At 67.6% G+C, this 26,870-nt stretch carries 26 protein-coding genes and 1 rRNA gene; 13 read left to right on the top strand and 14 right to left on the bottom strand.

Annotation, left to right across the window (positions count from 1 at the left end; translation table 11 throughout):
• Positions 1-68 precede the first annotated feature (68 nt).
• Entirely contained in the window at positions 69-938 is an 870-nt protein-coding gene (galU, locus tag DS843_RS23670) for a UTP--glucose-1-phosphate uridylyltransferase GalU (RefSeq protein ID WP_149471298.1), read from the top strand.
• A gap of 67 nt (positions 939-1,005) precedes the next feature.
• Here galU and DS843_RS23665 read toward each other — a convergent pair whose 3' ends face one another.
• Both DS843_RS23665 and DS843_RS23660 read right to left on the bottom strand, forming a co-directional pair.
• Positions 1,006-1,617: a hypothetical protein gene (locus DS843_RS23665; protein WP_149471297.1), complete on the bottom strand. Its 612-nt coding sequence runs from the start codon at positions 1,615-1,617 to the stop codon at positions 1,006-1,008.
• Positions 1,614-2,174 carry a hypothetical protein gene (locus DS843_RS23660; RefSeq protein WP_149471296.1) on the bottom strand — a complete coding sequence of 187 codons (561 nt, stop codon included), beginning with the start codon at positions 2,172-2,174 and terminating at the stop codon, positions 1,614-1,616. Before DS843_RS23660 ends, DS843_RS23665 begins: the two co-directional genes overlap by 4 nt.
• A 279-nt stretch (positions 2,175-2,453) precedes the next feature.
• On the opposite strand from DS843_RS23660, the gene DS843_RS23650 reads away from it, so the two are divergent.
• Positions 2,454-3,206 (top strand): isochorismatase family protein, encoded by a 753-nt coding sequence (locus DS843_RS23650; RefSeq protein ID WP_149471295.1) that lies wholly within the window; start codon positions 2,454-2,456, stop codon positions 3,204-3,206.
• A gap of 156 nt (positions 3,207-3,362) precedes the next feature.
• Positions 3,363-4,547, top strand: coding sequence for a pentapeptide repeat-containing protein (locus DS843_RS23645; RefSeq protein WP_149471294.1), 1,185 nt, complete (start codon positions 3,363-3,365; stop codon positions 4,545-4,547).
• A gap of 9 nt (positions 4,548-4,556) precedes the next feature.
• On the opposite strand, the gene DS843_RS23640 is transcribed toward DS843_RS23645, so the two are convergent.
• Entirely contained in the window at positions 4,557-5,549 is a 993-nt protein-coding gene (locus tag DS843_RS23640; protein WP_149471293.1) for a BMP family lipoprotein, read from the bottom strand.
• Positions 5,546-6,292, bottom strand: a complete 747-nt coding sequence (locus DS843_RS23635; RefSeq protein WP_149471292.1) for a hypothetical protein — start codon at positions 6,290-6,292, stop codon at positions 5,546-5,548. Before DS843_RS23635 ends, DS843_RS23640 begins: the two co-directional genes overlap by 4 nt.
• Positions 6,293-6,462: 170 nt before the next feature.
• Between DS843_RS23635 and DS843_RS23630 the strand changes: the two genes are divergently transcribed.
• Positions 6,463-7,290, top strand: coding sequence for an SDR family oxidoreductase (locus DS843_RS23630; protein ID WP_149471291.1), 828 nt, complete (start codon positions 6,463-6,465; stop codon positions 7,288-7,290).
• A 36-nt stretch (positions 7,291-7,326) separates the two neighbouring features.
• Here the strand turns inward: DS843_RS23630 and DS843_RS23625 are convergent, their stop codons facing one another.
• On the bottom strand, positions 7,327-8,079 hold the full coding sequence (locus tag DS843_RS23625; RefSeq protein WP_286192280.1) for a TSUP family transporter: 753 nt from the start codon (positions 8,077-8,079) through the stop codon (positions 7,327-7,329).
• Positions 8,080-8,203: 124 nt separating this feature from the next.
• Between DS843_RS23625 and gcvA the strand changes: the two genes are divergently transcribed.
• Positions 8,204-9,070 carry a transcriptional regulator GcvA gene (gene gcvA, locus DS843_RS23620; RefSeq protein ID WP_149471289.1) on the top strand — a complete coding sequence of 289 codons (867 nt, stop codon included), beginning with the start codon at positions 8,204-8,206 and terminating at the stop codon, positions 9,068-9,070.
• Positions 9,071-9,266: 196 nt separating this feature from the next.
• Here gcvA and DS843_RS23615 read toward each other — a convergent pair whose 3' ends face one another.
• From DS843_RS23615 to DS843_RS23600, 3 genes are all read right to left on the bottom strand, one after another.
• On the bottom strand, positions 9,267-10,790 hold the full coding sequence (locus tag DS843_RS23615; protein WP_149471288.1) for a UxaA family hydrolase: 1,524 nt from the start codon (positions 10,788-10,790) through the stop codon (positions 9,267-9,269).
• Between the two features lie 225 nt (positions 10,791-11,015).
• Positions 11,016-12,419, bottom strand: coding sequence for a glucuronate isomerase (uxaC, locus tag DS843_RS23610; RefSeq protein WP_149471287.1), 1,404 nt, complete (start codon positions 12,417-12,419; stop codon positions 11,016-11,018).
• Between the two features lie 162 nt (positions 12,420-12,581).
• Entirely contained in the window at positions 12,582-13,016 is a 435-nt protein-coding gene (locus tag DS843_RS23600; RefSeq protein ID WP_149471285.1) for a methylglyoxal synthase, read from the bottom strand.
• A 165-nt stretch (positions 13,017-13,181) separates the two neighbouring features.
• On the opposite strand from DS843_RS23600, the gene DS843_RS23595 reads away from it, so the two are divergent.
• Complete coding sequence (locus DS843_RS23595; protein ID WP_286192279.1) at positions 13,182-14,057, top strand: GntR family transcriptional regulator; 876 nt, start codon at positions 13,182-13,184, stop codon at positions 14,055-14,057.
• A gap of 113 nt (positions 14,058-14,170) precedes the next feature.
• Positions 14,171-15,211, top strand: a complete 1,041-nt coding sequence (gene mgrA, locus DS843_RS23590; RefSeq protein ID WP_149471284.1) for an L-glyceraldehyde 3-phosphate reductase — start codon at positions 14,171-14,173, stop codon at positions 15,209-15,211.
• Between the two features lie 76 nt (positions 15,212-15,287).
• On the opposite strand, the gene DS843_RS23585 is transcribed toward mgrA, so the two are convergent.
• From DS843_RS23585 to DS843_RS23560, 6 genes are all read right to left on the bottom strand, one after another.
• A complete protein-coding gene (locus DS843_RS23585; RefSeq protein WP_149471283.1) occupies positions 15,288-16,571 on the bottom strand; it encodes a TRAP transporter large permease in 1,284 nt (427 codons plus the stop codon).
• Positions 16,562-17,080, bottom strand: a complete 519-nt coding sequence (locus tag DS843_RS23580; RefSeq protein WP_286192278.1) for a TRAP transporter small permease — start codon at positions 17,078-17,080, stop codon at positions 16,562-16,564. The genes DS843_RS23585 and DS843_RS23580 overlap by 10 nt, the downstream gene beginning before the upstream one ends.
• An 85-nt stretch (positions 17,081-17,165) precedes the next feature.
• Positions 17,166-18,155 carry a TRAP transporter substrate-binding protein gene (locus DS843_RS23575; protein WP_149471281.1) on the bottom strand — a complete coding sequence of 330 codons (990 nt, stop codon included), beginning with the start codon at positions 18,153-18,155 and terminating at the stop codon, positions 17,166-17,168.
• A 124-nt stretch (positions 18,156-18,279) separates the two neighbouring features.
• On the bottom strand, positions 18,280-18,615 hold the full coding sequence (locus DS843_RS23570; protein WP_149471280.1) for a cupin domain-containing protein: 336 nt from the start codon (positions 18,613-18,615) through the stop codon (positions 18,280-18,282).
• 34 nt (positions 18,616-18,649) lie between these two features.
• On the bottom strand, positions 18,650-19,408 hold the full coding sequence (gene kduD, locus DS843_RS23565) for a 2-dehydro-3-deoxy-D-gluconate 5-dehydrogenase KduD (RefSeq protein ID WP_149471279.1): 759 nt from the start codon (positions 19,406-19,408) through the stop codon (positions 18,650-18,652).
• A complete protein-coding gene (locus DS843_RS23560) occupies positions 19,405-20,229 on the bottom strand; it encodes a GntR family transcriptional regulator (protein WP_149471278.1) in 825 nt (274 codons plus the stop codon). Before DS843_RS23560 ends, kduD begins: the two co-directional genes overlap by 4 nt.
• 508 nt (positions 20,230-20,737) lie before the next feature.
• Between DS843_RS23560 and DS843_RS23555 the strand changes: the two genes are divergently transcribed.
• The 6 genes from DS843_RS23555 to DS843_RS31630 all read left to right on the top strand — a co-directional run.
• A complete protein-coding gene (locus DS843_RS23555) occupies positions 20,738-21,844 on the top strand; it encodes a restriction endonuclease (RefSeq protein ID WP_167525438.1) in 1,107 nt (368 codons plus the stop codon).
• 472 nt (positions 21,845-22,316) lie between these two features.
• Positions 22,317-23,012, top strand: coding sequence for a GntR family transcriptional regulator (locus DS843_RS23545; protein ID WP_286192277.1), 696 nt, complete (start codon positions 22,317-22,319; stop codon positions 23,010-23,012).
• A 21-nt stretch (positions 23,013-23,033) separates the two neighbouring features.
• The gene (locus tag DS843_RS23540) at positions 23,034-24,518 is read left to right on the top strand and encodes a mannitol dehydrogenase family protein (protein ID WP_149471274.1); all 1,485 of its coding nucleotides are present in this window, start codon (positions 23,034-23,036) and stop codon (positions 24,516-24,518) included.
• A 70-nt stretch (positions 24,519-24,588) separates the two neighbouring features.
• Positions 24,589-25,785 (top strand): mannonate dehydratase, encoded by a 1,197-nt coding sequence (uxuA, locus tag DS843_RS23535; RefSeq protein ID WP_149471273.1) that lies wholly within the window; start codon positions 24,589-24,591, stop codon positions 25,783-25,785.
• Between the two features lie 306 nt (positions 25,786-26,091).
• Positions 26,092-26,286: a hypothetical protein gene (locus DS843_RS23530; protein ID WP_149471272.1), complete on the top strand. Its 195-nt coding sequence runs from the start codon at positions 26,092-26,094 to the stop codon at positions 26,284-26,286.
• A 503-nt stretch (positions 26,287-26,789) separates the two neighbouring features.
• Positions 26,790-26,870: ribosomal RNA gene (locus DS843_RS31630) — 16S ribosomal RNA — on the top strand; the annotation flags it as partial.

Genomic DNA, 26,870 nt, shown 5'->3' with positions numbered 1-26,870 from the left:
CGTTTTGCAAACCCGCGAATCGTCTCCATATTCGAAGTATTTCCACAAGCAACCACAAGAGAACCCCAATGCGAAAGCCTGTGCGCAAGGTGGTGTTCCCCGTCGCCGGTCTCGGTACGCGCTTTCTGCCGGCCACCAAGGCGATCCCGAAGGAAATGCTGCCTCTGGTTGACCGGCCTCTGCTTCAGCATGCCGTGGAAGAGGCGCGGGCCGCCGGCATCGAGGATTTCGTGTTCGTCACGGGCCGCAGCAAACGCGCCATCGAAGACCATTTCGACGCCGACACGGAACTGAACCGCACCCTTGAGGAGCGCGGCAAGCAGGACGCCCTCGAGGTGGTGCGCGACAGCGAGATCGCGCCGGGCCGCTGCTTCTACACGCGCCAGCAGGTTCCGCTGGGTCTGGGCCACGCCGTGTGGTGCGCGCGCGCGGTGATCGGCAACGATCCCTTCGCCATCGTCCTGCCCGACGATTTCGTCCAGGGCGACACCCCCTGCCTGAAGCAGATGGTGGACGCCTACAACGAGGTGGGCGGCAACGTCGTCGCCGTCGTCGACGTCCCGCGCGAGCGGACCAGCAGCTACGGCATCCTGGACGTGGAGAAGGACGACGGCCGCCTGGCCACCGTCCGCGGCCTCGTCGAGAAGCCGAAGCCGGAGGAGGCGCCCTCCACCCTGTCGATCATCGGCCGCTACATCCTGCAGCCGGAGGTGTTCGACCACCTGGAGAAGCAGCAGCGCGGCGCCGGCAACGAGATTCAGCTCACCGACGCCATGGCCAAGCTGATCGGCACCCAGCCCTTCCATGGCCTGCGCTTCGAAGGCACCCGCTACGACTGCGGCGACAAGGTCGGCTTCATCGAGGCCACGCTGGCCCACGCGCTGAAGCGTCCGGACATGGCGGACAAGGTCCGCGACATGCTGCGCAAATACTGCTGAGGCTGCTGCCGAAGCGGGCGGTCCGCGGGAAGGGGGGACGCTGTTCTCTTCCCGCGGGCCGGCGCGCTCATCCGCGGCCGCTGGCGGCCCGGCGGGGAGGGCGTGCGGTTTCCTCCGCCGGGGCGGACCGGCGGAAGGTGCTGAGTTCGGGGATGCGGTTCACCGCCAGCCCGGCCAGCCGGCAGGGCACCACTTCCAAAACCTGGAATCCCGCCTTGCGCGGGTAGCGGGCGGAAACGCGCTCGCGCACGTCCCGTTCCGTTTCGGCGGTCAGCAGACAGCGGCGGATGCCCACCCAGCCGCGCTGCCCGGTCACGGCCGCGGCGTCGGTCGGCACATGGCGCACCGCGGCCTCCCAGAAGCGGCCCGGACGCGGTTCGGACCGGTCGAACACATGGTAGCGGACGATGGGCGACGTCCGTTTCGCCTCCAGCTCGTGCAGCGCGGCCTGCATGTCCTGCTCCGCCTTCACGGCGCGTTTTTCGGCGTCGGCGTGCCGCTGGGCGATCTGGGCGTAGGCGGTGGCGATGTCCTCCACGTCCTTTCCCACCTCCTCCATCCTCTCGCGGATGCGGACCTGGGCTTCGCGCAGGGTCTCCAACTGCCGCCGCCAGTAGCGGTTGGACAGCACCGTCAGCACCATCAGCCCGAGGCTGAGATAGAGCATCATTCCGGTCATGCGGCCGTCCCTTGCGCGTCGGGATCGGGGGCCTGGGCGATCGGGAGGATCATGCTCGGCAGGACGCCGTTCTTCACGGAGAAGACGGCGCGCGCCATCGCCGCCGCCTGATCGGCGGAGGCCGTCCAGACATGGGCGACGTTGGGGTAGCTCCAGATCTGGCGGGCGAAGATCACGTCGCGCCGTTCGATGGACGGGAACTCGTCCTGCACGGTCAGCCGGACCCAGAAGCCGTTGGCCTCGTCGCCCTCGCCCAGTTCGTGCACGAACTCCACCTTGGTGAGTTCCAGCGCCCGGATGTCCGACAGCGCCTTCTGCCGTCGCCCGTTGGCCTCGTTGACGCGGGCCTGGAAGGCGGCCAGTTCCTCCTGCCGCTGTTCCAGCTTGCGCGTCCATTCGCCCAGCGCCGCCCTCTTCCGGTCGTGCTGACGCATCATCATCGTCTGGCGGGCCTTCTCCGAGGTGACCTGGCCGACGTCGATGACGATGGACAGGCCGAGCGCCGCGGCGCTGGTGACCAGCAAAAGCATGCCCAGGAACTCGGCCGATAGAACCATTGGTGTGCCTTATGGTTGCGGCAGGAGCTTCGCGACGCCTTATTGAGGACCGGGTTTCACGGCTTGGCATTGCGGTATTCCGTCGCATGACCGTCCGGACGCTGGCAGGAATATGTCGCGCGGTTGCAACAATAGATCGACAGGCTTGAATCCCATTGATCTTTTCTGACCCTTGCGCGAGCGTCCGGCCAGAATGTCGCAGTGCTTGGACACGCTTGCGGAATGCTGCGGCTCCTGGGTCGCAGGACCGACGTTTCCGCCGTTCGAAAAGGAGGACCCATGCTGGATCTGCTGACCCGGAGCGACGAGGCGCTGGAGACCATCCGCCGCACCTTCCCGGTGGCGCTCGGCGACTACGCGATGCCCGCCGGGGGCACCGGTCTGGTCATCATCGACGAGGTGAAGGGATTCGCCGCCGTCGGCTGCGGCCCGCTCGCCCCGGCGGCGGCGAACGCCCAGGTGGATCGCATGATCGCCGAGACCGACCGTCTGGCCCGCCGTTTCGCCGGGGCCGGCTGGCCGATCTGCGCCTCCCTGGACCGTCACGACCCGGACCGGCCGGAGCCGCCCTATCCCCCTCACTGCTTGGCCGGCACCGGCCATGACGAGCTGGTCTCCGAACTGGCCTGGCTCGAGTCGGAACCGTCGGCGACGCTGATCGCCAAGGACTGCATCAATTTCTTCATCGGCGCGACGGATACCGACGGCACGGGGAAGGCCGGGCGCAACCGGCTGGTGGACTGGGTCAACGGCAACCGTCTGGAGTCGGTCGTCACGGTCGGCATCTGCACGGACGTCTGCGTGATGGACTTCGTCCTGACCCTGCTGTCCGCGCGCAATCATGGAATGATGCCGACGCTGAAGGACGTGGTGGTCTACGAGCCGGGCTGCGCCACCTACGACCTGCCGGCGGAGACGGCGGAGGCGCTCGGCCTGCCGGAAGCCGCGGCCCACCCGCAGGAGCCGGCCCACCACATGGGGCTGTACATGATGGCGTCGCGGGGCGCGCTGCTGGCCGACACGCTCCGTTAGGGCCGGGCAGGCCAGCGTTTCAAATCGGGGAACAAAGGCAGGGCTTTCGCTTTTTCCAAGCGGCTCTGGTAACATCCCTGCGTGGCATGGGGTCCGATCGTTCAACCGGCGTGCGCCGTCGGGGAGGACGCGAGGACGGCGCGGAGACGTCGCACGGTGGAAGAGCGATACCTGAGGGCGATCCGCAACGCGCTGGTCAAGCATCAGCAATGGCTGACCCGCGACCCCAGCATGAAGGGCCGCTGCGCCGACCTCAGCTTCCACAATCTGTCGGGTCTGGGGCTGCGCCGGATCAATCTCAGCAACGCGAAGCTCAGCGGCGCGAACCTGAACAGCGCGCGGCTTGCGGGGGCCGACCTGTCGCGCACCGATCTGTTCGGCGCCGACCTGTCCAAGGCGGACCTGACCGGGGCGTCGCTGGAAAGCGCCGACCTGCGCGGCGCGCGGGTGGAGGGCGCCCGGCTGGAGGAGGCCAACCTGCGCGGCGCCGATCTGCGCAAGGGCATGATGCTGGGCGCGGACGAGCGCAAGCCGGCGGGCAACGCGGACGGCAGCACCACCTTCATCGGTTCCAAGATGGCCCGCGCCGTGCTGTCCGACGCGCGTCTGGCGCAGTGCGACTTTTCCGGCTGCGACCTGTGCGGGGCGACCTTTTCGGGCAGCGATCTGACCGGGGCGATCCTGATCGGCGCCAATCTGGTCGGCGCCGTGATGGATCGGGTGGAGATGGGCGGCGCCCTGCTGTGCGGCGCCCGGCTGGACGACGAGCTGCGCCAGACGCTGGAGCGGCGCGGCATCGACGTGGACGGCACCGGTCTGGTCAGCCTTGCCGGGCGGATGGCCGACAGCATCTCGGCCCACCAGCTCTGGGTCGAGCGGAACGCCGCCGCCGGTCTGCGGCTGGAGATGCAGCGCGCCGACCTGCGCGGCTACAATTTCGCGAATCAGCTTCTCGCGGGTTGCGTGATGCGCTTCTGCGGCTTGCGCGGGGCGGATTTTTCCGGGGCGAAGCTGGTGATGGCGGACCTGTCCTACTGCGACCTGCGGGAGGCGGACTTCACCAGCGCCGACCTGTCCGGCTGCAACCTGCGGGGCGCCAATCTGGCGGGGGCGAAGCTGTGGCGGGCGCGGCTGCGCCCGGTGGATCTGGCCGGGGACGGCAGCCGCCTGTGGCCGACCAACCTCGCCGAGGCCAGCCTGACCGGCGCCGATCTGCGCGACGCCAGCCTTGCCCGCGCGATCCTGCACGGCACCGACCTGACGCGCATCCGTGCCAGCGTGGAGACGCTGCGCGGCGCCGACCTGAGCTTCGCCGTGGGGGTGGAGCCGCAATACGCCTGAAGCGGGCGCCTACAAGGCGTCGAGCACCTGGATGCGGCCCTGGACGATGGCCTCGCGCGCCTCCTCCAGCCGGTCCCGCAGGACGGGGGTGACCAGGGCGCGGTTGTGTTCGTCCAGCGCGTAATCGACGCCGCGCTCCGCCAGACCCAGGGCGCGCGGGCCGGGGGTCCAGGCGCCGCTGCGGCCCTCCCCGAAGGCGCGCTCCACCGCCAGATCGACCCGCTTCAGCATCGAGGTGAGGATGGTGCCGGGGTAGAGGTGGTTCTGGTTGCTGTCCACCCCGATGGCGAGGCGTCCGCCGTCCTTGGCCGCCGCGAAGATGCCGAAGTTGGACACGCCGGCCCCGGCGAACACCACGTCGGCGCCGCGCTGGAACTGGGACATCGCCACCTCCGCCCCGGTGGTGGGGTCGTTGAAGGCGGCGGGGGTGGTGCCGACGAAGTTGACCAGCAGGCCGATGTCCGGACGGGCGTGGCGCGCACCCTGCCGGAAGCCGGCGATGAATTTGCGGATCAGCGGGATGTCCAGCGCCCCGATGAAGCCGACGGTCCCCGTCCTGGACGCCATGGCCGCCAGCATGCCGACGAGGAAGGACCCTTCCTGCTCCTTGAAGGTCACGGACTGGACGTTCGGCGCCTCCACCACCGCATCGACGATGGTGAAGCGGACGGCGGGATGCTTCGGCGCGAGGCTGGCGAGCGGGGCGGCGTAGTAGAAGCCGATCAGCGCGAGGTCGGTCACGCCGCGGCGCAGAAGAGACGCCACCGCCTGTTCGAACTGCGCCGTGCCGGCGGGCAGATAGTCGCGGTAGGCGATCCCGGTGGCCTCCTTGAACCGCTCCGCTCCGGTGAAGGCGCCTTCGTTGAAGCTCTTGTCGAATTTCTGCCCGACCGCGTAGAGCAGCCCCGGCGCGAAGTCCTGCGCCCGCAGCGGACATGCCAGCGTGGCGAGGCCGGCGGCGCCCAGCGCCAGAACGGAACGGCGGGACGGGCGGGTCGTCATCGGGCGGGCTCGGCAATCAGGGTTTCGGACAACAGCGCCGCGTGACGTCCCCGCAGCGGGGGCAGGGCGGGACTGTCGGGCTGGGTGGGCTGGAAGACGAGCCGCGCGTCGGCGCGCCCGGCTTCCGCCAGGACCGCATCGGGGAAGGCGGCGGCGGCGCGGCGCAGGGACTCGGTGAAGGCGTCGTCGGGAAGACCACTGTAGGGTTGCCCGTCGCCGCCGCGCAGGTTCAGGAACAGCAGCGTGTCGCCGAAGGCGGTGTAGCCCCCGCCCAGCCCCTGATGCTCCGCCGCCGCGGCGACGAAGAATCGCTGGGCGAGGTCCGGCGTCAGGCTGTTCTCGGGAAAGCGGACCAGGGCGTAGCCGGTGGCACCGTCCGCGCCGTCGAAATCGGCCACCAGGACGCTGTCCTGCGCAAAGCTCCAGGCGATGGCTCCGGCCAGCCGGTCGGCGGGGGCGTCCTCCAGCCGCAATGTCATGTGGAGCGACGGGTTGGTCCGGAGCCGGTAGCCGCCCATCCGCAACTCCGTGACCGCCCCGATGCCGTCCAGGCCGACGGACGCGAGAACGGCGGGCAGCAGGTCGGTCCGGGTGCGCTCGGTCAGGCGTTGGCGCGCCTCGTAAGGGGCGTCGGGTGGGGCGCCGGCGGGCACCGCCTCGAAGAACAGATGTTGCGCCACCGCCTGTGCGAAGGCAGGCGACGCACCGAGAAGCAGAGCAAGGGCGAGAACCGGAAGGCGCACGGGCGGGCTTTCCCGAACGGAGGGAGCAAGCGCAGTCTAGACGGAAAAGCCTCATTGACGCATAGGTCAATTGGGTGACGTTCGCGTCTGGACGGCCCCTGGGGGAGGTGTGGTAGCATCGCCGACAACGGGCCGGGGCTTCGGCAAAAGACCATGGGGAGGGAACCAGCATGACCGACGGGCGCACTCTGAAGGGCAAGACCCTGTTCATCACCGGCGCCAGCCGGGGCATCGGCAAGGCCATCGCGCTCCGCGCGGCGCGGGACGGCGCGAACGTCGCCATCGCCGCCAAGACGTCGGAGCCGCACCCGAAGCTGCCCGGCACCGTCTTTTCCGCGGCGGAGGAGGTGGAGGCCGCGGGCGGCAAGGCGCTGCCGATCCTCTGCGACATCCGCGACGACGCCCAGGTGGCGGAGGCCGTCGCCCGCACGGCGGAGGCCTTCGGCGGCATCGACATCCTGGTGAACAACGCCAGCGCGATTAGCCTGACCGGCACGCTGGACACGCCGCTGAAGCGCTGGGACCTGATGATGGGCGTGAACGGGCGGGGCACCTTCGCCTGCTCGCAGGCCTGCCTGCCGCATCTGCTGAAGGCTTCGAATCCGCACATCCTGACCCTGTCGCCGCCGCTGAACCTGAACCCGCGCTGGTTCCAGCACCACACCGCCTACACCATCGCCAAATACGCGATGAGCCTGTGCACGCTGGGCATGAGCGCGGAATTCCGCGGCACGGTGGGCGTGAACTCCCTCTGGCCGCGCACGATCATCGGCACCGCGGCCATCGCCATGCTGAAGGGCGCCGCCGATTTCGACAACTGCCGCAAGCCCGACATCCTGGCCGACGCCGCCCACGCCATCCTGACCCGCGACGCCAAGACCACCAGCGGCAATTTCTTCATCGACGACGAGGTGCTGGCGGAGGAGGGCGTGACCGACCTGGAGCCCTACGCGGTGAAGCCGGGAGCCCCGCTGGCGCCGGATATCTTCCTGGATTGAGTATGGGGGCCGGGGTGGGGCGAGACTTCTCCGGACTTACCCCACCGCCAGCAGGAACAGCCCCTGGCCGAGATAGACGGTGCCGGTCAGGGCGACCAGACGCAGGCTCCAGGTGCGGAACTGCGCGTCGCTCATGGCGTCCAGCAGGCGGCGCGACAGGTTCGTCCCCAGTACGGCCATGCCGATGCAGACGAGCGTCACCGTGACGTCCAGCGCCTCCGCGTCCGAGGCGGCGACGATGGAGCCGAAATAGACCGTCTTGAACAGATGGCCGAAGACCTGCATCGTCGCCTTGGTCGCGACGACGCTCTGACGGGACAGGCTGGACTTCACGAAGAACACGTCGAGCAGCGGCCCCGAGATTCCGGCGATCAACTGCACGCCCATGCACAGGACACCCGCCAGCGCGCTGTGGCCGCGACGCGACACGTTCGGCGCCCAGTGGGACGGGACGGCCATCGCCATGAAGGGCGACAGGCCGAGCACGATCAGCGACACCGCCTTGTCGGGCACATAGCGGATCAGGGTGAAAACACCGACCGCAACGGCTCCGCCCAACAGAAATTGGGCCACGATGCCCCATTGGACATGCCGCCGCCACAGCCACGCCCGCCAGCCGTTGGCGGTCATCTGCGTGATCCCGTGCAGCAGCATCGCCGAGGACACCGGCAGCAGCACCAGCAGCAGACCCATCAGCACCATGCCGCCCGCCATGCCGAACAGGCCCGACAGGAACGAGGTCGCCAGCGCCGCAAGGCCGAGTCCGAGTGTCAGGGGAACCGTCAGCATCCCGCTCATCCAAAAGAATTTCTATGGCTGTGGAGTGCATGATGGCGCTGGTGCGCTTGTCTCGCAAACGGCATTGTCTGATGCTGACCCCAAGGAAATGTTGGGGTGATGCGGAGGGGATCGGATGCGGCGCCTGCCATCGCTGAACGCCTTGCGGGCGTTCGAGGCCGCGGCCCGGCACGGCAGCTTCACGGGCGCTGCGGGCGAACTGAACGTCTCGCAGGCCGCGGTCAGCCGCATGGTGCGCCTGCTGGAGGAGCGGATGGGGTTCCCCCTGTTCGAGCGGCGTGCCAACGCGCTGGAACTGACCGACCGCGGGCGGGCGCTGCAACCCGGCCTGACCGGCGCCTTCGACAGGATCGCGGAGAGCGTCGAGCGGGTCGCCGCCATGCGCGACGGCCCGGTGCTGACCCTGGGGGTGGGGGCCACCTTCGCGGTGCGCTGGCTGATCCCGCGCCTGTCCGCCTTCCACGAGCGCCACCCGGACGTGGAGGTGCGCATCGCCACCGGCGGTGCCGGTGCGCCGATCCGCGAGGACTGGACCTGCGCCCTGCTGCTGGGTGACGGTCACTGGCCGGGCTACGAGGTGGAGGAGCTGTTCACCGCCGACATGCTGCCGGTCTGCGCGCCCGCCCTGGCCCGGACCCTGCGCCGTCCCGAGGATCTGCTGTCGGCGACGCTGCTGTCGGTGTCGCATTGGGCGGACGACTGGCCGCACTGGTTCGCGTCGGCGGGGCTGGCGCCTCCGGCGGCGAAGGGGCTGTCCTTCGGCAGCTACGCCATGGCCCTTCAGGCGGCGGCGGATGGGGTCGGTGTGGCGTTGGGCGCGCAGCTCTACATCGCCGACGATCTGGCGGCGGGACGGTTGGTCACGCCCTTCGCGCTGGCGGTGCCGATGGGGCGGGCGTGGTATCTGGTCTCGCGGCCGGCACGGCACGGGGAGCCCGGTTTCAACGCCTTCCGGGACTGGCTGCGCACCGAGGTCGGGTGATCCTCGCCGGACCCCGCAAAGAAAAGACCGCCGGAGCGTGCCCCGGCGGCCTGAAGTCGCACTTTGGAGAAACGTCAGCCGGCGGGACCACGCGCATGGTGCGGCCTGCCGATTGGGTTTCAAAGGATAACCGAACGAAGACACTTATACTAGTATATCACATCAGGCGCAAGCCCTTTCCATCACATGACCCTGATCACATGACGGCGCCCATCTGCCAGGGCGTGAACTCGTCGGAGCCGAATCCCAGCTCCTCGCTCTTCGTCTTCCGGCCCGAGGCGGTGTCGAGCACGAGCTGGAAGATCGCCCGTCCGACCTCCTCGATGGTGGCGTCGCCGGTGGCGATGGTTCCGCAGTCGATGTCCATGTCGTCGGTCATCCTGCGGTAGAGCGGCGTGTTGGTGGCGAGTTTCAGCGACGGCGTCGGCTTGCAGCCGAAGACGGAGCCGCGGCCCGTGGTGAAGCACAGCACGTTGGCGCCGCCCGCCACCTGCCCGGTGGCCGACACCGGGTCGTAGCCCGGCGTGTCCATGAAGACGAGGCCCGGCCCGGTGATCGGCTCGGCGTAGCGGACGACCTCGACGAGGTTGGTGGTGCCGGCCTTGGCGACGGCGCCCAGCGACTTTTCCAGGATGGTGGTCAGGCCGCCCTTCTTGTTGCCGGGCGAGGGGTTGTTGTTCATCTCGCCGCCGGTGCGGCTGGTGTAGTCCTCCCACCAGCGGATGCGCTCGACCAGCTTCTCGCCGACCTCCGGACGCGCGGCGCGGCGGGTCAGCAGATGCTCGGCGCCATAGACCTCCGGTGTCTCGCTCAGCACCGCGGTGCCGCCGTTGCGGATCAGCAGGTCCACGGCATGACCCAGCGCCGGGTTGGCGGTGATGCCCGAATAGCCGTCCGACCCGCCGCACTGCAGCGCCAGGATCAGGTGGCTGGCCGGGACGGTCTCGCGCTTCACGTCGTTGACGCGGGGCAGCAGGGCGCGGATGCGCTCTACGCTCGCCCGCACGGTGGCGGCGGTGCCGCCGCTCTCCTGGATCGCCAGCGTGTGCAGGGTGTCGCCGACGGTCAGCCCCTCCACCTCCACCAGCGTGTCGATCTGGTTCACCTCGCAGCCGAGGCCGAGCACGATCACGGCGGCGAAGTTCGGGTGGCGGGCGTAGCCGGCGATGGTCCGGCGCAGCGCGTCGATGGCGTCGCCCTGGGAGCCCATGCCGCAGCCGTAGGCGTGGGTCAGCGCGACCACCCCGTCGATGTTGGGGTAGGCGGCCAGCGCGTCGCCGCGGAACTGGTCGGCGATCATCCGCGCGGCGGTGGCCGAGCAGTTCACCGTGGTCAGCACGCCGATGTAGTTGCGGGTCGCCACGCGCCCGTCCGCGCGGACGATGCCCTGGAAGGTGGCGCGCTCCGCCTCCGGCACGAAGTCCGTGGGGTGGGCATCGGCCCCGAAGGCGTGGTCGCGCTCGAAGCTGTCGCCCATGCCGATGTTGTGGACATGGACATGGTCGCCCGGCTCGATCGGCTGGGTGGCGAATCCGATGACTTGGTTGTACTTGCGCACCGGTTCGCCGACCGCGACGGCCCGCACCGCGACCTTATGGCCGGAGGGAATCGTGGTCCGGGCGACGACGTCCGTGTCGGGCAGGGTGGTGCCCTCCGGCAGATCGGCGCCGGCAACGACGACGTTGTCCGCGGGATGCAGGCGGATGGTCAGCGATGCCATGGTGTTCGTCCTCATCGTGAATCCCCTCTCCCGCCCCGGGAGAGGGAGGGGCCCGCCGCGCTGCGGCGGGAGGGTGAGGGTGCAGACAAGGAGAAGCATCTCAATCCTTGCACGACCCTCACCTGGCCCTTCGGGCCACCCTCTCCCGGGGCTCTCGGCGGCCATGGGCCGCCTGACGCCGTCAGCGCCCGCATGCGGGCGCGAGAGGCGGGAGAGGGGGCTAGGTCAGAGCTTGTACGCCTTCTTGGCGAGGTTGTAGGCGAGGTCCACGGCCAGTTCCGCCGCCTCGTCCTCGTCCATCCGATGCTCGGCGACGAGGCGCGCCAGGAAGCCGCAGTCCACGCGGCGGGCCACGTCGTGGCGGGCCGGGATGGAGCAGAAGGCGCGCGTGTCGTCGTTGAAGCCGACCGTGTTGTAGAAGCCCGCCGTCTCCGTGATCATCTCGCGGTAGCGGCGCATGCCCTCAGGGCTGTCGTGGAACCACCAGGCCGGGCCGACGCGCAGCGCCGGGTAATGGCCGGCCAGCGGCGCCAGCTCGCGGGCGTAGCTGGTCTCGTCCAGCGTGAAGACGATGATGGTCAGGTCGCGCTCGTTCCCCACCCGGTCGAGCAGCGGCTTCAGCGCCCGCACATACTCGGTGCCGGTCGGGATGTCCGCGCCCTTGTCGCGCCCGAAGCGGTCGAACAGCGTCGGGTTGTGGTTGCGGAAGCTGCCGGGGTGGATCTGCATGACCAGACCGTCGTCCAGGCTCATCTTCGCCATCTCGGTCAGCATCTGGCCGCGGAAGACCTCCGCCTCCGCCGCCGTGACCGTGCCGCGCAGCGCCTTCTCGAACAGCCGCTCCGCGTCGGCGTCGGACAGGTCGGCGGTGGTCGCCGTGGCGTGGCCGTGGTCGGTGGAGGTGGCGCCGCCGACCTCCTTGAAGTACTGGCGGCGGTTGCGCAGGGCGGCGAGGTAGCCGGCCCAGGTGGAGGTGTTCTCACCGGCGAGCGCGCCCAGCGCCTCCACATTGGCCTGGAAGCCCTCGAACTCCGGATCGACGACCGGGTCCGGACGGAAGGCGGTGATGACGCGGCCTTTCCAGCCGCTCTCGCGGATGGCGCGGTGATGCTCCAGCGTGTCGAGCGGGGACTCGGTGGTCGCCAGCAGCTCGATGTTGAAGCGCTCGAACAGGGCGCGCGGCAGGAATTCCGGCTTCTGCAGACAGGCGTCGATTTGGTCGAAGATGCGGTCGGCGCTCGCCCCGCTCAGCCGCTCGGTCACGCCGAACACCGTCTCGAAGGCGTGGTCCAGCCACATGCGCGTCGGGGTGCCGCGGAACAGGTGCCAGTTCTGGGCCAGCAGGCGCCATATCCTGCGCGGATCGCTCTCCACCGCCCCGCCGTCCCGGCGCGGCACGCCCAGGCTTTCCAACGTCACGCCCTGGCTGTAGAGCATGCGGAAGGCGTAATGGTCGGGCACCACGAACAACGCCGCCGGGTTCGGGAACGCCTCGTTCTTCGCGAACCAGGAGGGGTCGGTGTGACCGTGCGGGCTGATGATCGGCAGGCTGCCCACCTCCGCGTACAGCCGGCGCGCGATGTCGCGCTGCGTGGGGTCGCTGGGGAAGAGGCGGTCGGGGTGGAGCATCGTTCATCTCCGGAAGGGGGGAGGTTCGGGTGTGGCGCCGCATGCGGCGCCGATCGAGCCCCGCATGTCGGAATATATTAATATATCAGTTCCGGATGCAAGGACTTTGTGCGCCTCGCCCACAATTCTGTCCGAACGGCGCCCTGTTCAAGGGGGAACCGGTCAGAGGCTGCGCGAATCGTGGGCGGCGAAGTCCACGGCCCGCGGGCGGTAGCCGCTGGTGAAGAGGGGGGAGGAGATCACCATGTCCGCGGTGGCCTCGTTGCAGGCCATCGGGATGTTGTAGAGCGTGGCGAGCCGGGTCAGCGCCTTCACGTCCACGTCGTGGGGCTGGGCGGTCATCGGGTCCACGAAGAAGACCAGGAGATCGATCCGGCCTTCCGCGATCATCGCGCCGATCTGCTGGTCGCCGCCCAGCGGTCCGCTTTTCAGCGAGGTGATGTCCAAATGCGGGTGGGCTTCCCGGACCAGCCGGCCGGTCGTGCCGGTGGCCCAGAAGACGTTGCCCTCCAGCGCGCGGATGTTGGTGCCGAGCCAGCCGATCAGGTCCGGCTTGCGGGCGTCGTGGGCGACGAGGGCGATGCGTTTGCGGTCCACGGTGACGGTCCCTGCGATGACGCTCCGGTGTGGAGTTTCGTTCAATATACTAGTATACTCCAAGGCGGCGCAACGCGCTTTCCGGTGGGACAAACTGGCGCGGACCCGGCGCGCCGCGTGGGGCCAAGGCGTTTGACCCGCCCCGGCGGGTATTAGTATATTGCGATGAAGGGCGGTCCGCCCACGGCGTGCGTGAAGCGCGGCGAACCGGCGGACCGGCACCCTGAACGATCCTGGCAGGAGCGGGTGTTGGAAAAGGCGGCGCAGACTTCGACGGCGGATTCGGAACGGACGGCGGAGGTCAGGACGCGGACCCGGCGGCGCACGGCGGCGGCGGTCGCCCGTCCGGCCCAGCGCGGCACCACCGTGGCCGCGACGATCTACCGCGACCTGCGCAACGAGATCGTCTCGCTCCGCCGCAAGCCGGGCGAGCCGGTCGCGGAAAAGCTGATCGCCCAGGATTACGGCGTCAGCCGCACCCCCGTGCGCGAGGCCGTGCTGCGTCTGGCGGACGAGGGGCTGATCGAGATTTTCCCGCAGTCGGGCACCTTCGTCTCCCGCATCCCGCTGGGCGCCCTGCCGGAAGCCATCGCCATCCGCAAGGCCTTGGAGGAGGCGACCGTCCGCTACGCCGCGCAGCGTGCCACCCGAAGCCAGATCGCCAAGCTGCGCGCCAACCTGGAACTCCAGCGCGAGATGGAGGCCGCCCAGAATTTCGAAGGCTTCCATCAGGCGGACGAGGCGTTCCACGCGTTGCTGGCGGAGACCGCAGGCTATCCCGGATTCTGGAACCTGACGCAGCAGGTGAAGGTGCAGGTGGACCGCTACCGCCTGCTGACCCTGCCGGTGCTGGGCCGCGTGCCGGACGTGATCGCCGAGCATTCCGCCATCATCGAGGCCATCTCCAACAACGACCCGGAGGCGGCGGCGAAGGCCATCGACCTGCATCTGGACTATCTCCAGGTCACGATCGCCGACGCGCAGAAGGCCAACCCGCTCTACTTCACCGCTCCAGCGGAGGACGAGGCGACGCCCGCCTGAGGCGCGGACACGCGGGCGGCTGCCTTGCGCAATTGGCCTTGGACGGCGGCTGATCTCTAATATATCAGTTTACCGTTCCACCAATCTGTGCTCAAGACAGCCAGGAGACCGCGATGCAATCGCTCTACCGCGCCGATCCGGCCCGCTACGACCGCATGACCTACCGCCGCTGCGGGCGGAGCGGGCTTGACCTGCCGGCCATTTCGCTGGGGCTGTGGCAGAATTTCGGCGGCACCGATGTGTTCGAGACCGGGCGCGCCGTTCTGCGCCGGGCCTTCGACCGCGGCGTGACCCATTTCGACCTCGCCAACAATTACGGCCCGCCGCCGGGTTCGGCGGAGGAGAATTTCGGGCGTGTCCTGGCGACCGACTTCAAGGCCCACCGCGACGAGCTGATCGTCTCCACCAAGGCCGGCTACGACATGTGGCCCGGCCCCTACGGAAGCTGGGGGTCGCGCAAGTATCTGACGGCCAGCCTGGACCAGAGCCTCAAGCGGATGGGGCTCGACTACGTGGACATCTTCTACTCGCACCGCGTCGATCCGCGCACCCCGCTGGAAGAGACGATGGGCGCGCTCGACCACGCCGTGCGGCAGGGCAAGGCGCTCTATGTCGGCATCTCCTCCTACTCGCCGGAGATGACGCGGCGGGCGGCGGCGATGCTGAAGGACCTCGGCACGCCCTGCCTGATCCACCAGCCCTCCTATTCGATGCTGAACCGCTGGATCGAGGGCGGGTTGCTCGACGCGCTGGAGGAGACCGGGGTCGGCTGCATCGCCTTCTCGCCGCTGGCTCAGGGCATGCTGACCACCAAGTATCTGGGCGGCCAGCCCACCGACGCCCGCGCCGCCAAGGGCGGCACGCTGAAGGCGCATTTCCTGTCGCCGGAAAATCTGGAGCGCGTCCGCGCCCTGGACGCCATCGCCAAGCGGCGCGGCCAGACGCTGGCCCAGATGGCCATCGCCTGGGTGCTGCGCGACCCGCGGGTGACCTCCGCCCTGATCGGCGCCCGCAACGTGGAGCAGCTCGACAACTCGCTCGACGCGCTCCAGAACACCGCCTTTACGCTGGAGGAGCTGGCGGAGATCGACCGCCACGCCGTCGATGGCGGGTTGAACCTGTGGCAGAACTCCTCGAACGCCGAAGCGGGCTGATCCGCAAAAGCGCACATAAAAAAGGGCCGCGCCGGGATACCGGCGCGGCCTTTTTTCATGACCCGGTGGACGCGCCTCAGCGCATGAGGAGGTGCGGGAGCCAGAGGGAGAAGGTGGGGACGTAGGTGACGAGGAGGAGTGTGACGAACAGCGCGCCGTAGAAGGGTGTGATGGAGCGCATGACCTGTCCGACGGAGACCTCGCCGATGGCGCAGCCGATGAACTGGGTGGTGCCGACCGGCGGGGTGTTGAGCCCGAGCGCGCAGTTGATCAGCATGACGATGCCGAACTGCACCGGGTCCATGCCGTACTGCATGGCGATGGGCAGGAAGATCGGCGTGCAGATCAGGATGGTGCTCGCCATGTCCATGAAGGTGCCGAGCAGGAACAGGATGATGTTGATCAGCAGGAAGATGACCAGCGGGTTGGAGGAGATGCCGGCCATCAGCTCGCCGGTGATCTCGGCCACCTGATACAGCCCCATGATGTACTGGAACATCGTGGAGACGCCGATCAGCAGCAGCACCACGCCGGTGGTCTTGACCGTCTTGGCGGCGGCGGCCAGGAAATGCTCCCAGGTCAGCGTGCGGTAGACGAAGGTGGTCAGCAGCAGCGCGTAGATCACCGCGATGGAGGCGGACTCGGTGGCGGTGAAGACGCCCGACGTGATGCCGGCCAGGATGATCACGACGATCAGCAGGCCCGGCGCGGCGGCGGCGAAGGAGCGGCCCAGGATGGCCCAGCCGGGGAAGGTGCCGGCGGGGTAGCCGCGGCGCACCGCGACGTAGTAGGCGGCCCCCAGGTTGCAGACCATCAGCAGCAGGGCGGGGACGATGCCGGCGGCGATCAGCGCGCCGATGGAGGCCTTGCCGCCGGCGGCCAGCGCGTAGATGATCATGTTGTGGCTGGTCGGCATCAGCGCGCCGACGAGGGCGGCGTGGGTGGTGACGTTGACGGCGTAGTCGGCGTGGTAGCCTTCCCGCTTCATCATCGGGATCATCACGGCGCCCATGGCCGAGACGTCGGCGACGGGGGAGCCGGCGACGCCGCCGAACAGGGTGCAGGCGACGACGTTGGACATGCCCAGGCCGCCGCGGATGTGGCCGACCATGTTCTTGGCGGTGGCGACGATCTTGTCGGCGACGCCGCCGTGGAGCATCAGCTCGCCGGAGAAGACGAAGAAGGGGATGGCGAGGAAGGAGAAGACGTTCATGCCGGACATCATCTGCTGGAAGATGACGGCGACGGGGAGACCCTCGTAGAGGATGGTGCACAGCGCCGACAGGCCGATGGCGAAGGCGACGGGGATGCCCAGGACGAGGAAGCCGAAGAAGGTGACGGCGAGGATGGTCAGTTCCATGATGGGGCGACCTCCTCGCCGCGGATGATGGCGACGACGTGCTCGACGGAGAAGAGCACGATGAGGACGCCGGAGAGCACGAGCGGGATGTAGCGGACCGCTTCGGAGACGTGCAGGTTGGGGATGTGGTAGGCGGCGACGGAGGTGCCGAGCAGCCAGCCGTTGTAGGCCATGCAGGCACCGAAGACGCCGACCAGGGCGTAGATGACGATCTCGACCTTGCGGCGGATGGCGTCGGGGAGCATGACGAGGAAGGATTCCAGGCCGATGTGGCCGGCGTCGCGGACGCCGACGGCGGCGCCGATGAGGGTGACGTAGAGGACCAGCACGATGGCCAGGCTCTCCGCCCAGGTCGGCGAGTCGTTCAGCACGTAGCGGCCGAAGACCTGATAGAACACCACGCCCACGATGGCCATCAGGCCGACCATCGCCACGCACATCCCCGACCGCGCCAGCCGCGCGTTCACCCGTGTCAGCAGGCCCGCGCTGCGCGGGGGGCTGTGATCCATTGCTTGCAGCTCGATATCCATGCCGCCGGCTCCCCTCGAAGGACGCGGCGCCACCCTTGGAGGGGAGGCGCCGCGTTTTTTGTGCTTACTTCGTGTCCTGGATGCGCTTCACGAGGCTGTCCAGCTTCGGCGTGCTCGCGAACTGCTTGTAGACGGGGGCCATCGCGTCGATGAACTCCTGCTTGTTCGCGACCTCGACGATCTGGGAGCCGGCCTTCGTCACGACGTCCTTGGACTTCTGCTCACGCTCGTCCCACAGCTTGCGCATGTAGGGGACGGAGTCCTTGGCGGCCTTGCGGATGGCGGCCTGATCGTCCTTGGACAGCCGGTCCCACGAGACCTTCGAGAAGACCAGCACTTCCGGCGCCATGGCGTGCTCGGTCAGGGTGTAGTACTTGGCGGCCTCGAAATGGCGCGAGGATTCATAGGAGGGGTAGTTGTTCTCCGCCGCGTCCACGATGCCGGTCTTCAGCGCGGTGTAGACCTCGCCGAAGGGCATGGGCGTGGCGTTGGCGCCCAGCGCCTGGATCATGGCGACGAACAGGTCGGACTGCTGGACGCGGATCTTGGCGCCCTTCATGTCGGCCAGCGTCTTGTAGGGCTTGGCCGCCGAATACATGCTGCGCGAGCCGCTGTCGTAGAAGGCCAGCCCGACCATGCCCTGGCTTTCCATGGCGGCCAGGATCTCGTCGCCGATCGGGCCGTCCAGCACGGCGCGCATGTGCTCGGTGGAGCGGAAGATGAAGGGCAGGGCCGTGACCATCGTCTCCGGCACCACGTTGTTCAGCGGGGCGACGTTGATGCGCATCATGTCGAGCCCGCCGATCTTGAGCTGCTCGATCGTGTCCTTCTCGGTGCCGAGCGCGCCGTTCGGGTAGACCTTCACGCCGAGCTTGCCGCCGGTGCGCTCCTTCAGGAGCTTGTCGACGTACTTGACGGCCTCGACGGTCGGGTAGTCGGCGGGGTGGATGTCCGCGGACCGGAAGTCCCGCGCCACGACCGGGGTGGCGAGCAGGGTGCAGGCCGCGCAGGCGGCGAGAAGGGCGGAGCGGATACCGCGGGTCGAAAGATGCATAGCGTTGTCCTCCTGGCGATTATTAGGCTGGTTCTTTGGTTTGGTCCGGATGCCGGCCGGCGCTTATTCCCGCGCGCCGGCCAGCAGGTGAAGGTTGGGGAGGGTGAAAGTCGGGGTGAACCCGTCAGGCGAGGAAGTCCTCGCGCGGGGGCGTGAAGATGTCGAGCAGGACGCCCGGCTCCAGAGCCACGACGCCGTGCAGGGCGTTGGACGGCACCATGTAGCCGTCGCCGGTGCCCAGCCGCCGGGTGACGCCTTCGATGGTGACGTCGAAGGAGCCCTTCTCCACCACGGCGCACTGGACGTGCGGGTGGCGGTGCTGCGGCCCGATGGCGCCGGTCTCGAATTCCACCCGCACCATCATCATGGCGTCGTTGTGGCCCAGGATCTTGCGGCGCACCCCCGCGCCCAGATCCTGCCAGTTCACCGCCTCGTCGATCACGAAAACGTCCGTGCTCATCCTCGTCTTCCCCTTACAATCATCGGCGGCCCCCTCAGCGGGCGAGCCAGCCGCCGTCCACCGGCAGGATCGTGCCGTGGACGTAATCGGACGCATCGGAGGCCAGGAACACCGCGGGACCGCCCATGTCGGCGGGCTCGCTCCAGCGTCCGGCGGGGATGCGGGCCAGAATTTCGGCGTTGCGGCGCTCGTCGGCGCGCAGCGCGGTGGTGACGCTGGTCGCGACGTAGCCCGGCGCGATGGCGTTCACGTTGATGCCCTTGCCCGCCCATTCGTTGGCGAGCAGCCGGGTGATCCCCGCGATGCCGCTTTTCGACGCCGTGTAGGAGGCCACGCGGATGCCGCCCTGGAAGGACAGCAGGGAAGCGACGTTGATGATCTTGCCCTTCCGCCCGTTGCCCAGCGCGTAGCGCCCGAAGGCCTGGCAGAGGAAGAAGACCGACTTCAGGTTCACGTCCATCACCGCGTCCCAGTCGGCCTCGGTGAAGTCCACGGCGTCGGCGCGGCGGATCAGCCCGGCGTTGTTCACCAGGATGTCCAGCCCGCCGAAGGTGCCGACCGCCTCTTCCATCAGGGCGGGGATCGGGGCGAGGCTGGAGAGGTCGGCGGGGATCGCGGCGAAGCGGCGGCCCAGCCCTTCGACCAGCGCGCGCGTCTCGTCCGGCGGGCTGCGCCCGGCCACGGCGATGTCGGCCCCAGCCTGCGCCAGGGCGACGGCGATGGCCTGCCCGATGCCGCCGTTGGCGCCGGTGACCAGGGCGGTCTTGCCGGTAAGGTCGAAGGGGTTGGTCATGACGGCGTGCTTTCTTTCTTCGTCTTCGAAAAGCCGTCCGGCTGCGCGCCGGAGAAGAAGAAGGGGTTGGCTCCCTGGGTGTCCGGCACGGAGTCCAGAAGCGCGCCGAGATGGGTCGCCATCCGCCGCTCCGCCTCGGCTGGGTCGCGCGCGGCGATGGCATCCACGATGCCGCCGTGTTCGGCCAGCACATGCGGGATGCGGCCCGGTTCCGGCAGGGTCAGGCGGCGGTAGCGGTCCACCTGCATCTTCACCTGCTGGGACATGCTCCACAGGCCGGGGAAGCCGGCGATCTCGGAAATCAGGCGGTGGAACGCCTCGTCCGCCTCGTGAAAGCCGTCGAGGTCGCCCGCCGCCATCGTCTCCTGCTGAAGCAGGATGTTGGCCCGCAGCGCTGCGATCTGGCTGCGCGCGGCACGGACAGCGGCGTAGCGGACCGCGGTGCATTCCAGCGAGGTGCGGATCACCACCGCTTCGGGAAGGGCGTCGACCGGGATGCGGGCGACGAAGGTGCCGGACTGCGGAAAGATTTCGACCAGCCCGTCGTCGGCCAGCCGCAACAGAGCCTCGCGCACCGGGGTGCGGCTGACGCCGAAGGACTCCGCGACGTGCTTCTCCACGATCGGCTCCCCCGGCTTGCGCCGCATGGCCACGATGTCCCCGCGCAGCGACCGGTAGATCTCCGTGGTGGCCGTGGCGCGGGCGGACAGGCGCGGTTCCTTGGCGGTTCCAAGCACCTTTCCAGGCGCCTTGCCGGGCACGGTCTCCGAAGCGGTTCCAGGCGGTTGAGCGTCCAGGCCGGGCCTGGAGGTCGAAGCCATTGCAGTCCTCCCCATGCGCCGGCCCGTGCCCCATGCGGGGCCGTTCCGTGCTGTTCCTTGAGGAAGAGCATATTAATATATCAGCGTGGCGCGCAAGCCTGATTTTGGGGGCGGGGCGAACATTTTTATGGAGGGAAGTGCCGCCGATGCGCGGTAAAAGGTGATTGTTGAGCCTAGTGAGAGATTCGGGGGTGCCGTGCGTGAATGAAGGGGAGCGCTGTCTGTCCGCTATCGCCAGAAGCGGACGTTACCTCTACTGATATGGTATGACTGTGTTAGGCTGTTTGCCGACCAGCGGATTTGGGCAGGCAACGTGCGAGAGCGGACGTTTAAATCTGCACGAAAGGTTGCTGTAACTACATGTATAGTCCGTTTCTACTCTCGTGGAGCGACAGTATTATTGGTCATTAATAACTGAATTCTTAGGATTGTTATGGCATCATCATTTGATGATCACTCGCTCGCTCAAGATGTCCGTCGGCTAGAGGCGGCTATCCAGAAATGGGCTATGGGTCACGATATCTGGTTTGACTGCGGCTTTAAAACATACTCCGAGCAAGTTGATAGTGAACCTGGGAAAATTCCAGTGGTGTCCGTTCTGTACTTTAGCTCGCCCTTTGCAGACAATGCGCTCTATGGGTGCCTCGATGGAGAATTTTTTGACCTTGTGGAGTCGCACGGCTTTCACTACGAACATGCGCGCTTGGCCAATCTCCACTTCTACCCAGCGGAAGGGCCTCGCTGCGATGCCTATGCCAACTACTATCATTGGGAGTGGATCTGTAGATTGGTCCAACCCGATTTTGCAGATATCTATGAAGAGTTATACGACCATTTCGCCCGCCATCCGGAGGACCTCCATCGCCTTTCCTGGCGAGAATTTGAGATTCTGCTGGCGCGCATCTTTCAGGCACAGGGATTTACAACGGAGTTGGGGCCGGGGCGTGGAGACGGTGGCATCGACATTCGCCTCCTGCAACGCGATCCCATCGGTGATATCCTCACCCTGGTTCAGGCTAAGAAGTACGCCCCGAAGAACCGGATCGGCCTAGAAGCGGTCGCAGCCCTGTCGGGGGTTGCAGGTGTGGAAAAGGCGCAACGAAGCCTTTTTGTCACCACGTCGTCCTATCAGCCCGCCGCGGCAAAATTTGCTGCGCGCACCTCCGGCGCCCTGGAACTCTGTACTGCGGCTGACGTCGCTGAGTGGTGCAAAAGCGCGCGGGATGGGATCATCAAAGACAAATCGGCCCTGGTGACGCCGTCCGCGGTCGAACGCCTTCTACTCGACGTGCACGAAAATACCCGTCCTCATGTCGTTCAAGCACGCTGTGGGTTCGGCATGATCTACAACAAATTCGCCCTGGTCCTAAAAGAGACGAAACACGCGGCGCTGCTCATGGAATTGCCCAGCAGGACGGTTTCAGACGATGGATATGGGCAACGTGGGACCGAGATTCCTTTGCTTGACGCCAACGCGCTCACAATGCTGAAGGAGGATACGGTTTGGCGCGCAAAGCGTTCAACCGATAAAGAAGGGAGGACCCATTATTGGGACGGTCAGAACGGATTTTGGCCTTGGGACGGGAACCCGGCTTACTTCGACCTGTGCGACTGAGGCGACGACGCACTCCTCTATAACGACGTCTGCCACAAATCATTTTCATTGCGTGAATCAGGCAATCTCTCACTCAACCGGGGCGGCCAATCGTGGCCTACCATTTGGCACCCGCAATGTCTACTATCGAGAAAACTGCAATCAGCCTTGGTGACCGCGATGAGAGCGAAGCAGATATAGCGATTAGGCTGCGTCTACTTCCAGTATGAGTCAGGTCCTGACTGCGGATTGTACCTCTGTGCCTCCAGAACCCTCATTCGTACTGTTATGATTTGCTTTGATCTCCGCCGCTTTGCCCAGAAAATCCTCTTCGGAGAGGGGCTCGGTACTCGTATGGCCAGAGGTGCCAACGAGTTCTGACGTCCCGTCATCCTGCCTTCGCAGCACCTTGTCCCCGCCACCGCCCCTCCACCCCCTTGCCAGCCTCCGTCCGCAATGGCATACTAGTATGCAAGTTGACGCGATGGACGCTATGATTGACTCGCCGACCTCCTCCGCCCCCACCGATATCCGCGGCCCCCGCCTGCAAGGGGTCTACGACGCTCTGCGCGCCGCCGTGCTATCGGGGGAGATTCGGCCCGGCGAGGGGATTTCGGAAACCCGCGTGGCCGCCCGTTACGGTGTCAGCCGCACCCCGGTGCGCGAGGCCTTTCGCCGGCTGGCCGATGAGGGGTTCCTGCGGATCGTGCCGCAGGTCGGCACCTTCGTGGCGCCGATCCAGCTCAGCGCCGTGTCGGACAGCCAGTTCATCCGCGAAACCCTGGAATGCCGAACCGTGCGTCTGGCCGCCGAGCGGGCGGAGGCGGCGGACGTCGCCTCGCTCACCAGACTTCTCGACTCGCACCGCGCGGCGATGTTGCCCGACCGCCATGCCGAGTTCTTCGCCCTCGACGAGGCCACCCACGCCGAACTGGCGCGCATCGCCGGACGTCCGGCGGTGTGGGACCTTCTGGTCGCCGTCAAGGCCCAGCTCGACCGCGTGCGATTCCTGTCGCTGCATGGCGAAGGCTGGGCGGCGAAGATCGTCAGCGAGCACCAGAGCATCGTGGACCGCGTCGCCGCCCGCGACCCCGACGGCGCGGAGGAGGCCATGCGCTCCCATCTGCGCACCGTCTTCGCGGCGGTGGACGAGATCGCCCGAACCAACAGCCACTTCTTCGAGACGTAAAGCCCTTATGCGGAGTGTTTCATGCGCCTGAGCCCCGACACGCTGCCCTCGCTGCGCCCCGGCGTGCAGCGTCCCGGCTATGACCGTGCCGCGCTGACCACCGGAATTGTCCATCTGGGCATCGGCGCCTTCCACCGTGCCCATCAGGCCGTCTACACCGACGACGCTCTGGCCCGGTCCTTCGGCCCCTGGGGTATCGTCGGGGTCAGCCTGCGCAGCCCCGACACGCGCGACGCGCTGGACCCGCAGGGCGGCCTCTACACCGTCGCGGTGCGCGACGCCGAGGGCGAGCGGCTGCGGGTGATCGGCTCGGTCACCGAATTGCTGGTCGCTCCGGAAGACCCCGCCGCGGTGCTGGAGCGGCTGACCCGCCCCTCCGTCCGCGTCGTGACCCTGACCGTCACGGAAAAGGGCTATTGCCACGACCCGGCGACCGGCGCCCTGAACGAGGCCCATCCGGACATCGTCCACGACCTCGCCAACCCGGATCGTCCGCGCAGCGTGCCTGGCTTCCTGGTGGAGGCTCTGATCCGGCGCCGCGCGGCGGGGGTGGAGCCCTTCACGGTGCTGAGCTGCGACAACCTGCCCAGCAACGGTGACACCGCGGCGGGCCTTCTGCGCCGCTTCGCCGAGCTGCGCGACCCGGCGCTGGGGGCTTGGTTCGCCGACACCGTGGCCTGCCCGAACAGCATGGTCGACCGCATCGTGCCGGCCACCACCGACGCCGACCGCGACGGCGTGTCGGACGGGCTGGGCCTGCGCGATTCCTGGCCGGTGGTGACCGAGCCCTTCACCCAGTGGGTGATCGAGGACCGCTTCCCCACCGGGCGCCCCGCCTGGGAGCTGGAAGGGGCGGAGCTGGTCGCCGACGTCCATCCTTATGAAATGATGAAGCTGCGCCTGCTGAACGGCAGCCACTCCACGCTCGCCTATCTCGGCTACCTCGCCGGCTACGAGACGGTGTCGGACACCATGGCCGATCCGTCCTTCGCCCGGCTGATCCGCGGCCTGATGGACGAGGAGTCCGGGCCGACCCTGCGCATGCCGCCGGGCGCCGACCTCGGCCGCTACAAGGACGCGCTGATCGAGCGCTTCCGCAACCCGGCCCTGCGCCACCGCACCTGGCAGATCGCCATGGACGGCACGCAGAAGCTGCCGCAGCGGCTGCTCGGCACCATCCGCGACCGGCTGGCCGCCGGGGCGCCCATCGACCGGCTGGCGCTGGGGGTGGCGGCCTGGATGCGCTACGTCTCCGGCACCGACGAGGCGGGCCGCCCCATCGACGTGCGCGACCCCATGGCGGCGACGCTCGCCGAACTGGCGGCGCAGGCCGGGCCGGACGCCGACCGTCTGGCGACCGCCCTGTTCGGGTTGAGCGCCGTCTTCGGCGACGACCTGCCGCGCGACCCGCGCTTCACCGGCCCGGTGACCGAGGCTCTGCGCCGGCTCTACGCCGAGGGCGCCCGCGCTGTCGTGCAATCCGTCGCGCAATCGGCGGCGGGCTGAGGCGCCCCTTACTCGCACCCCATCGGAACCTGCCGGAACCGGCACAGCACTCTTCTTCAAGGAGCAGACCATGGAACAGACTTGGCGTTGGTTCGGACCGGACGATGTGATCCGGCTCAACCACATCCGTCAGACCGGCGCCACCGGCATCGTCACCGCCCTGCATCAGATCCCCTACGGCGTGGTCTGGTCGGTCGAGGAGATCGAGGAGCGCAAGGCGATGATTGCCGCCGACCCCTCGCTCGGCCTTCGCTGGAGCGTGGTGGAAAGCCTGCCGATCCATGAGTCCATCAAGATCGGCGAGGGCGACCTGACCCCGCTGTTCGACAACTACCGCCAGTCGCTGCGCAACCTCGCGGCCTGCGGGGTGACGACGGTCTGCTACAACTTCATGCCGATCCTCGACTGGACCCGCACCGACCTCGCCGCGCCGGTGCCGGGCGGCGGCACCTCGCTGCGCTTCAACGCCCATGAGCACGCTGCCTTCGACGTCTTCATGCTGGAGCGCCCGGGCGCCGAGAACGACCATTCGCCCGACGTGCTGGCCCGCGCCCGCGCCTGGTTCGACAAGGCGTCGGAGGACGACAAGAAGCGGCTGCTCGCCAACATCATGGCCGGGCTGCCGGGCGCCTTCGACCGCTACGACATTCCCGGCCTGCGCAAGATGCTCGACCGTTACAAGGACATGAGCCACGGCGCGCTCCGCGAGACGCTGGCCCGTTTCCTGCGCGAGGTGATCCCGACCGCGGAGGAGGTGGGCATCCGCATGTGCATCCACCCCGATGACCCGCCGCGCCCGCTGATGGGCCTGCCGCGCATCGTCAGCAACGAGGACGACCTGGACTTCATCGTCAACGTCATCGATTCGGAGGCCAACGGCATCACCTTCTGCACCGGCTCGCTCGGCGCCGGGGCGAAGAACGACGTGCCGGCCATGGTCAAGCGCTTCGCCCCGAAGGTCACCTTCGCCCACCTGCGCAACGTGAAGAAGGACCCCGACGGCTCCTTCCAGGAAGCCGAGCATCTGGGCGGCGACGTGGACATGGTGTCGGTCGTCACCACCCTGCTGGAGGAGCAGAAGCGCCGCAAGGACGCCGGCAACCCGAACTGGCGCATCCCCTTCCGCCCCGACCATGGGCACGAGCTGCTGGACGACGTGGGCAAAAAGACCCATCCCGGCTACCCGGCCATCGGGCGGCTGCGCGGTCTGGCGGAAATTCGCGGCGTGATGACCGCCGTGGCCTCGATGCGCCAACTCCCGGTCTGACGACGCGGGAACGTTCAGGCGGCTTCGGCTGCATCGCTTGCCGCCTGAACGGATCACCGCGGAGTCTTTGTGTTCGAATGAAGAGGGGCGGGCGGCAGGCAAGGCGCCCGTCCTCTTTTTCTCACACCGCCAAAGCTCGGCTCCAGCCTTACTTTTCCCAACGATTTCCCTGCCTTAGCGTCTTCCCCACTTTCTTTTGGCAAGGAGACGAAAAGCTATGGCAAAAACATCACAATCAATTAAAATCAGGATCGTGGTGCCGGCCCTTCGGGTGACGGCGCTCCGATGACCAGGGAAGCGATTGGGATGAGCAACCGTCAGAATCCGCGACATGCCGCTGCCATGCTGTTCCGCGTGGTCGCTGCGAACGGGCGCTGCGATGTCCGCCCAATCGATCAGGTGCCGAAGAGCGCGCAGGAGATCGAGCTTGAGCGCTTCCTGCGCGACGGCTTCGCCCCCCAGCCGTCCGGTCGCCGCCGGGCCGAGGCCGTCCGGGCCTGATCTGAAGGCCCTTTTCAAAAAATTCGCTCACCGCTGAAAAAACCTCTTGCTGGGTTTGGCCGAGGCGCCTATAACCCGCCTCCCACGACGCCGGGGCCGCTGAGAAGCGGGACGGCGGCAAGGGAACGGCAGAAGTGCCGAAGGTGAGACGAAGTAACGTTGGGCCGGCGTGAAAACAAAGGCTTGACAGAGCAAGTCGAAGCTTCTAGATACAGCGCCCCGACGCGCCGCACCGGACCCCGGTAGCGCAGCGCGGAACGGGCAGCGGTCCTGACCTGAGGATCGCGGGATCTTGGAAATCGTTGATACCGTGTTGTGAGAAGGGATGCGCAGGCGGCGGTATGGACCGTTGGCCGCGGGTTGGTTCCGGGTGGAGCCGGCATCGCGGGTCGCTTGAGCATCTCGGTCAAGCAGTAAGAGACGAACAGTTTCGAAAGCTTGGGTGAGGTCGCTTCGGGCGGCCCTGTCAAGTGGGCTCGGTCTTCGGATCGGGGGCCCAGCTTGAACCTGAGAGTTTGATCCTGGCTCAGAACGAACGCTGGCGGCATGCCTAACACATGCAAGTCGAACGAGGGTTTTCTCTT

Origin of the sequence: Roseomonas genomospecies 6 (assembly GCF_008365375.1) — a bacterium.
Lineage (GTDB): Bacteria > Pseudomonadota > Alphaproteobacteria > Azospirillales > Azospirillaceae > Azospirillum.
The sequence above is the reverse complement of the archived record's forward strand: the minus strand, read 5'-3'. Positions and strand labels throughout refer to the sequence as shown.

What these genes read in the sequence shown, in the direction of transcription:
- DS843_RS23625 (WP_286192280.1), bottom strand. Translation starts at nt 8,079, where the DNA reads ATGCTGACGGTTCCCCTGACACTCGGACTCGGCCTTGCGGCGCTGGCG.
- uxaC (WP_149471287.1), bottom strand. Translation starts at nt 12,419, where the DNA reads ATGCTCCACCCCGACCGCCTCTTCCCCAGCGACCCCACGCAGCGCGAC.
- DS843_RS23555 (WP_167525438.1), top strand. Translation starts at nt 20,738, where the DNA reads ATGGGTCACGATATCTGGTTTGACTGCGGCTTTAAAACATACTCCGAG.
- DS843_RS23665 (WP_149471297.1), bottom strand. Translation starts at nt 1,617, where the DNA reads ATGACCGGAATGATGCTCTATCTCAGCCTCGGGCTGATGGTGCTGACG.
- DS843_RS23545 (WP_286192277.1), top strand. Translation starts at nt 22,317, where the DNA reads ATGATTGACTCGCCGACCTCCTCCGCCCCCACCGATATCCGCGGCCCC.
- uxuA (WP_149471273.1), top strand. Translation starts at nt 24,589, where the DNA reads ATGGAACAGACTTGGCGTTGGTTCGGACCGGACGATGTGATCCGGCTC.
- DS843_RS23595 (WP_286192279.1), top strand. Translation starts at nt 13,182, where the DNA reads ATGAAGGGCGGTCCGCCCACGGCGTGCGTGAAGCGCGGCGAACCGGCG.
- kduD (WP_149471279.1), bottom strand. Translation starts at nt 19,408, where the DNA reads ATGACCAACCCCTTCGACCTTACCGGCAAGACCGCCCTGGTCACCGGC.
- DS843_RS23640 (WP_149471293.1), bottom strand. Translation starts at nt 5,549, where the DNA reads ATGACGACCCGCCCGTCCCGCCGTTCCGTTCTGGCGCTGGGCGCCGCC.
- DS843_RS23570 (WP_149471280.1), bottom strand. Translation starts at nt 18,615, where the DNA reads ATGAGCACGGACGTTTTCGTGATCGACGAGGCGGTGAACTGGCAGGAT.
- DS843_RS23615 (WP_149471288.1), bottom strand. Translation starts at nt 10,790, where the DNA reads ATGGCATCGCTGACCATCCGCCTGCATCCCGCGGACAACGTCGTCGTT.
- DS843_RS23580 (WP_286192278.1), bottom strand. Translation starts at nt 17,080, where the DNA reads ATGGATCACAGCCCCCCGCGCAGCGCGGGCCTGCTGACACGGGTGAAC.
- DS843_RS23630 (WP_149471291.1), top strand. Translation starts at nt 6,463, where the DNA reads ATGACCGACGGGCGCACTCTGAAGGGCAAGACCCTGTTCATCACCGGC.
- DS843_RS23660 (WP_149471296.1), bottom strand. Translation starts at nt 2,174, where the DNA reads ATGGTTCTATCGGCCGAGTTCCTGGGCATGCTTTTGCTGGTCACCAGC.
- mgrA (WP_149471284.1), top strand. Translation starts at nt 14,171, where the DNA reads ATGCAATCGCTCTACCGCGCCGATCCGGCCCGCTACGACCGCATGACC.
- DS843_RS23540 (WP_149471274.1), top strand. Translation starts at nt 23,034, where the DNA reads ATGCGCCTGAGCCCCGACACGCTGCCCTCGCTGCGCCCCGGCGTGCAG.
- gcvA (WP_149471289.1), top strand. Translation starts at nt 8,204, where the DNA reads ATGCGGCGCCTGCCATCGCTGAACGCCTTGCGGGCGTTCGAGGCCGCG.
- DS843_RS23560 (WP_149471278.1), bottom strand. Translation starts at nt 20,229, where the DNA reads ATGGCTTCGACCTCCAGGCCCGGCCTGGACGCTCAACCGCCTGGAACC.
- DS843_RS23585 (WP_149471283.1), bottom strand. Translation starts at nt 16,571, where the DNA reads ATGGAACTGACCATCCTCGCCGTCACCTTCTTCGGCTTCCTCGTCCTG.
- DS843_RS23650 (WP_149471295.1), top strand. Translation starts at nt 2,454, where the DNA reads ATGCTGGATCTGCTGACCCGGAGCGACGAGGCGCTGGAGACCATCCGC.
- DS843_RS23575 (WP_149471281.1), bottom strand. Translation starts at nt 18,155, where the DNA reads ATGCATCTTTCGACCCGCGGTATCCGCTCCGCCCTTCTCGCCGCCTGC.
- DS843_RS23530 (WP_149471272.1), top strand. Translation starts at nt 26,092, where the DNA reads ATGAGCAACCGTCAGAATCCGCGACATGCCGCTGCCATGCTGTTCCGC.
- galU (WP_149471298.1), top strand. Translation starts at nt 69, where the DNA reads ATGCGAAAGCCTGTGCGCAAGGTGGTGTTCCCCGTCGCCGGTCTCGGT.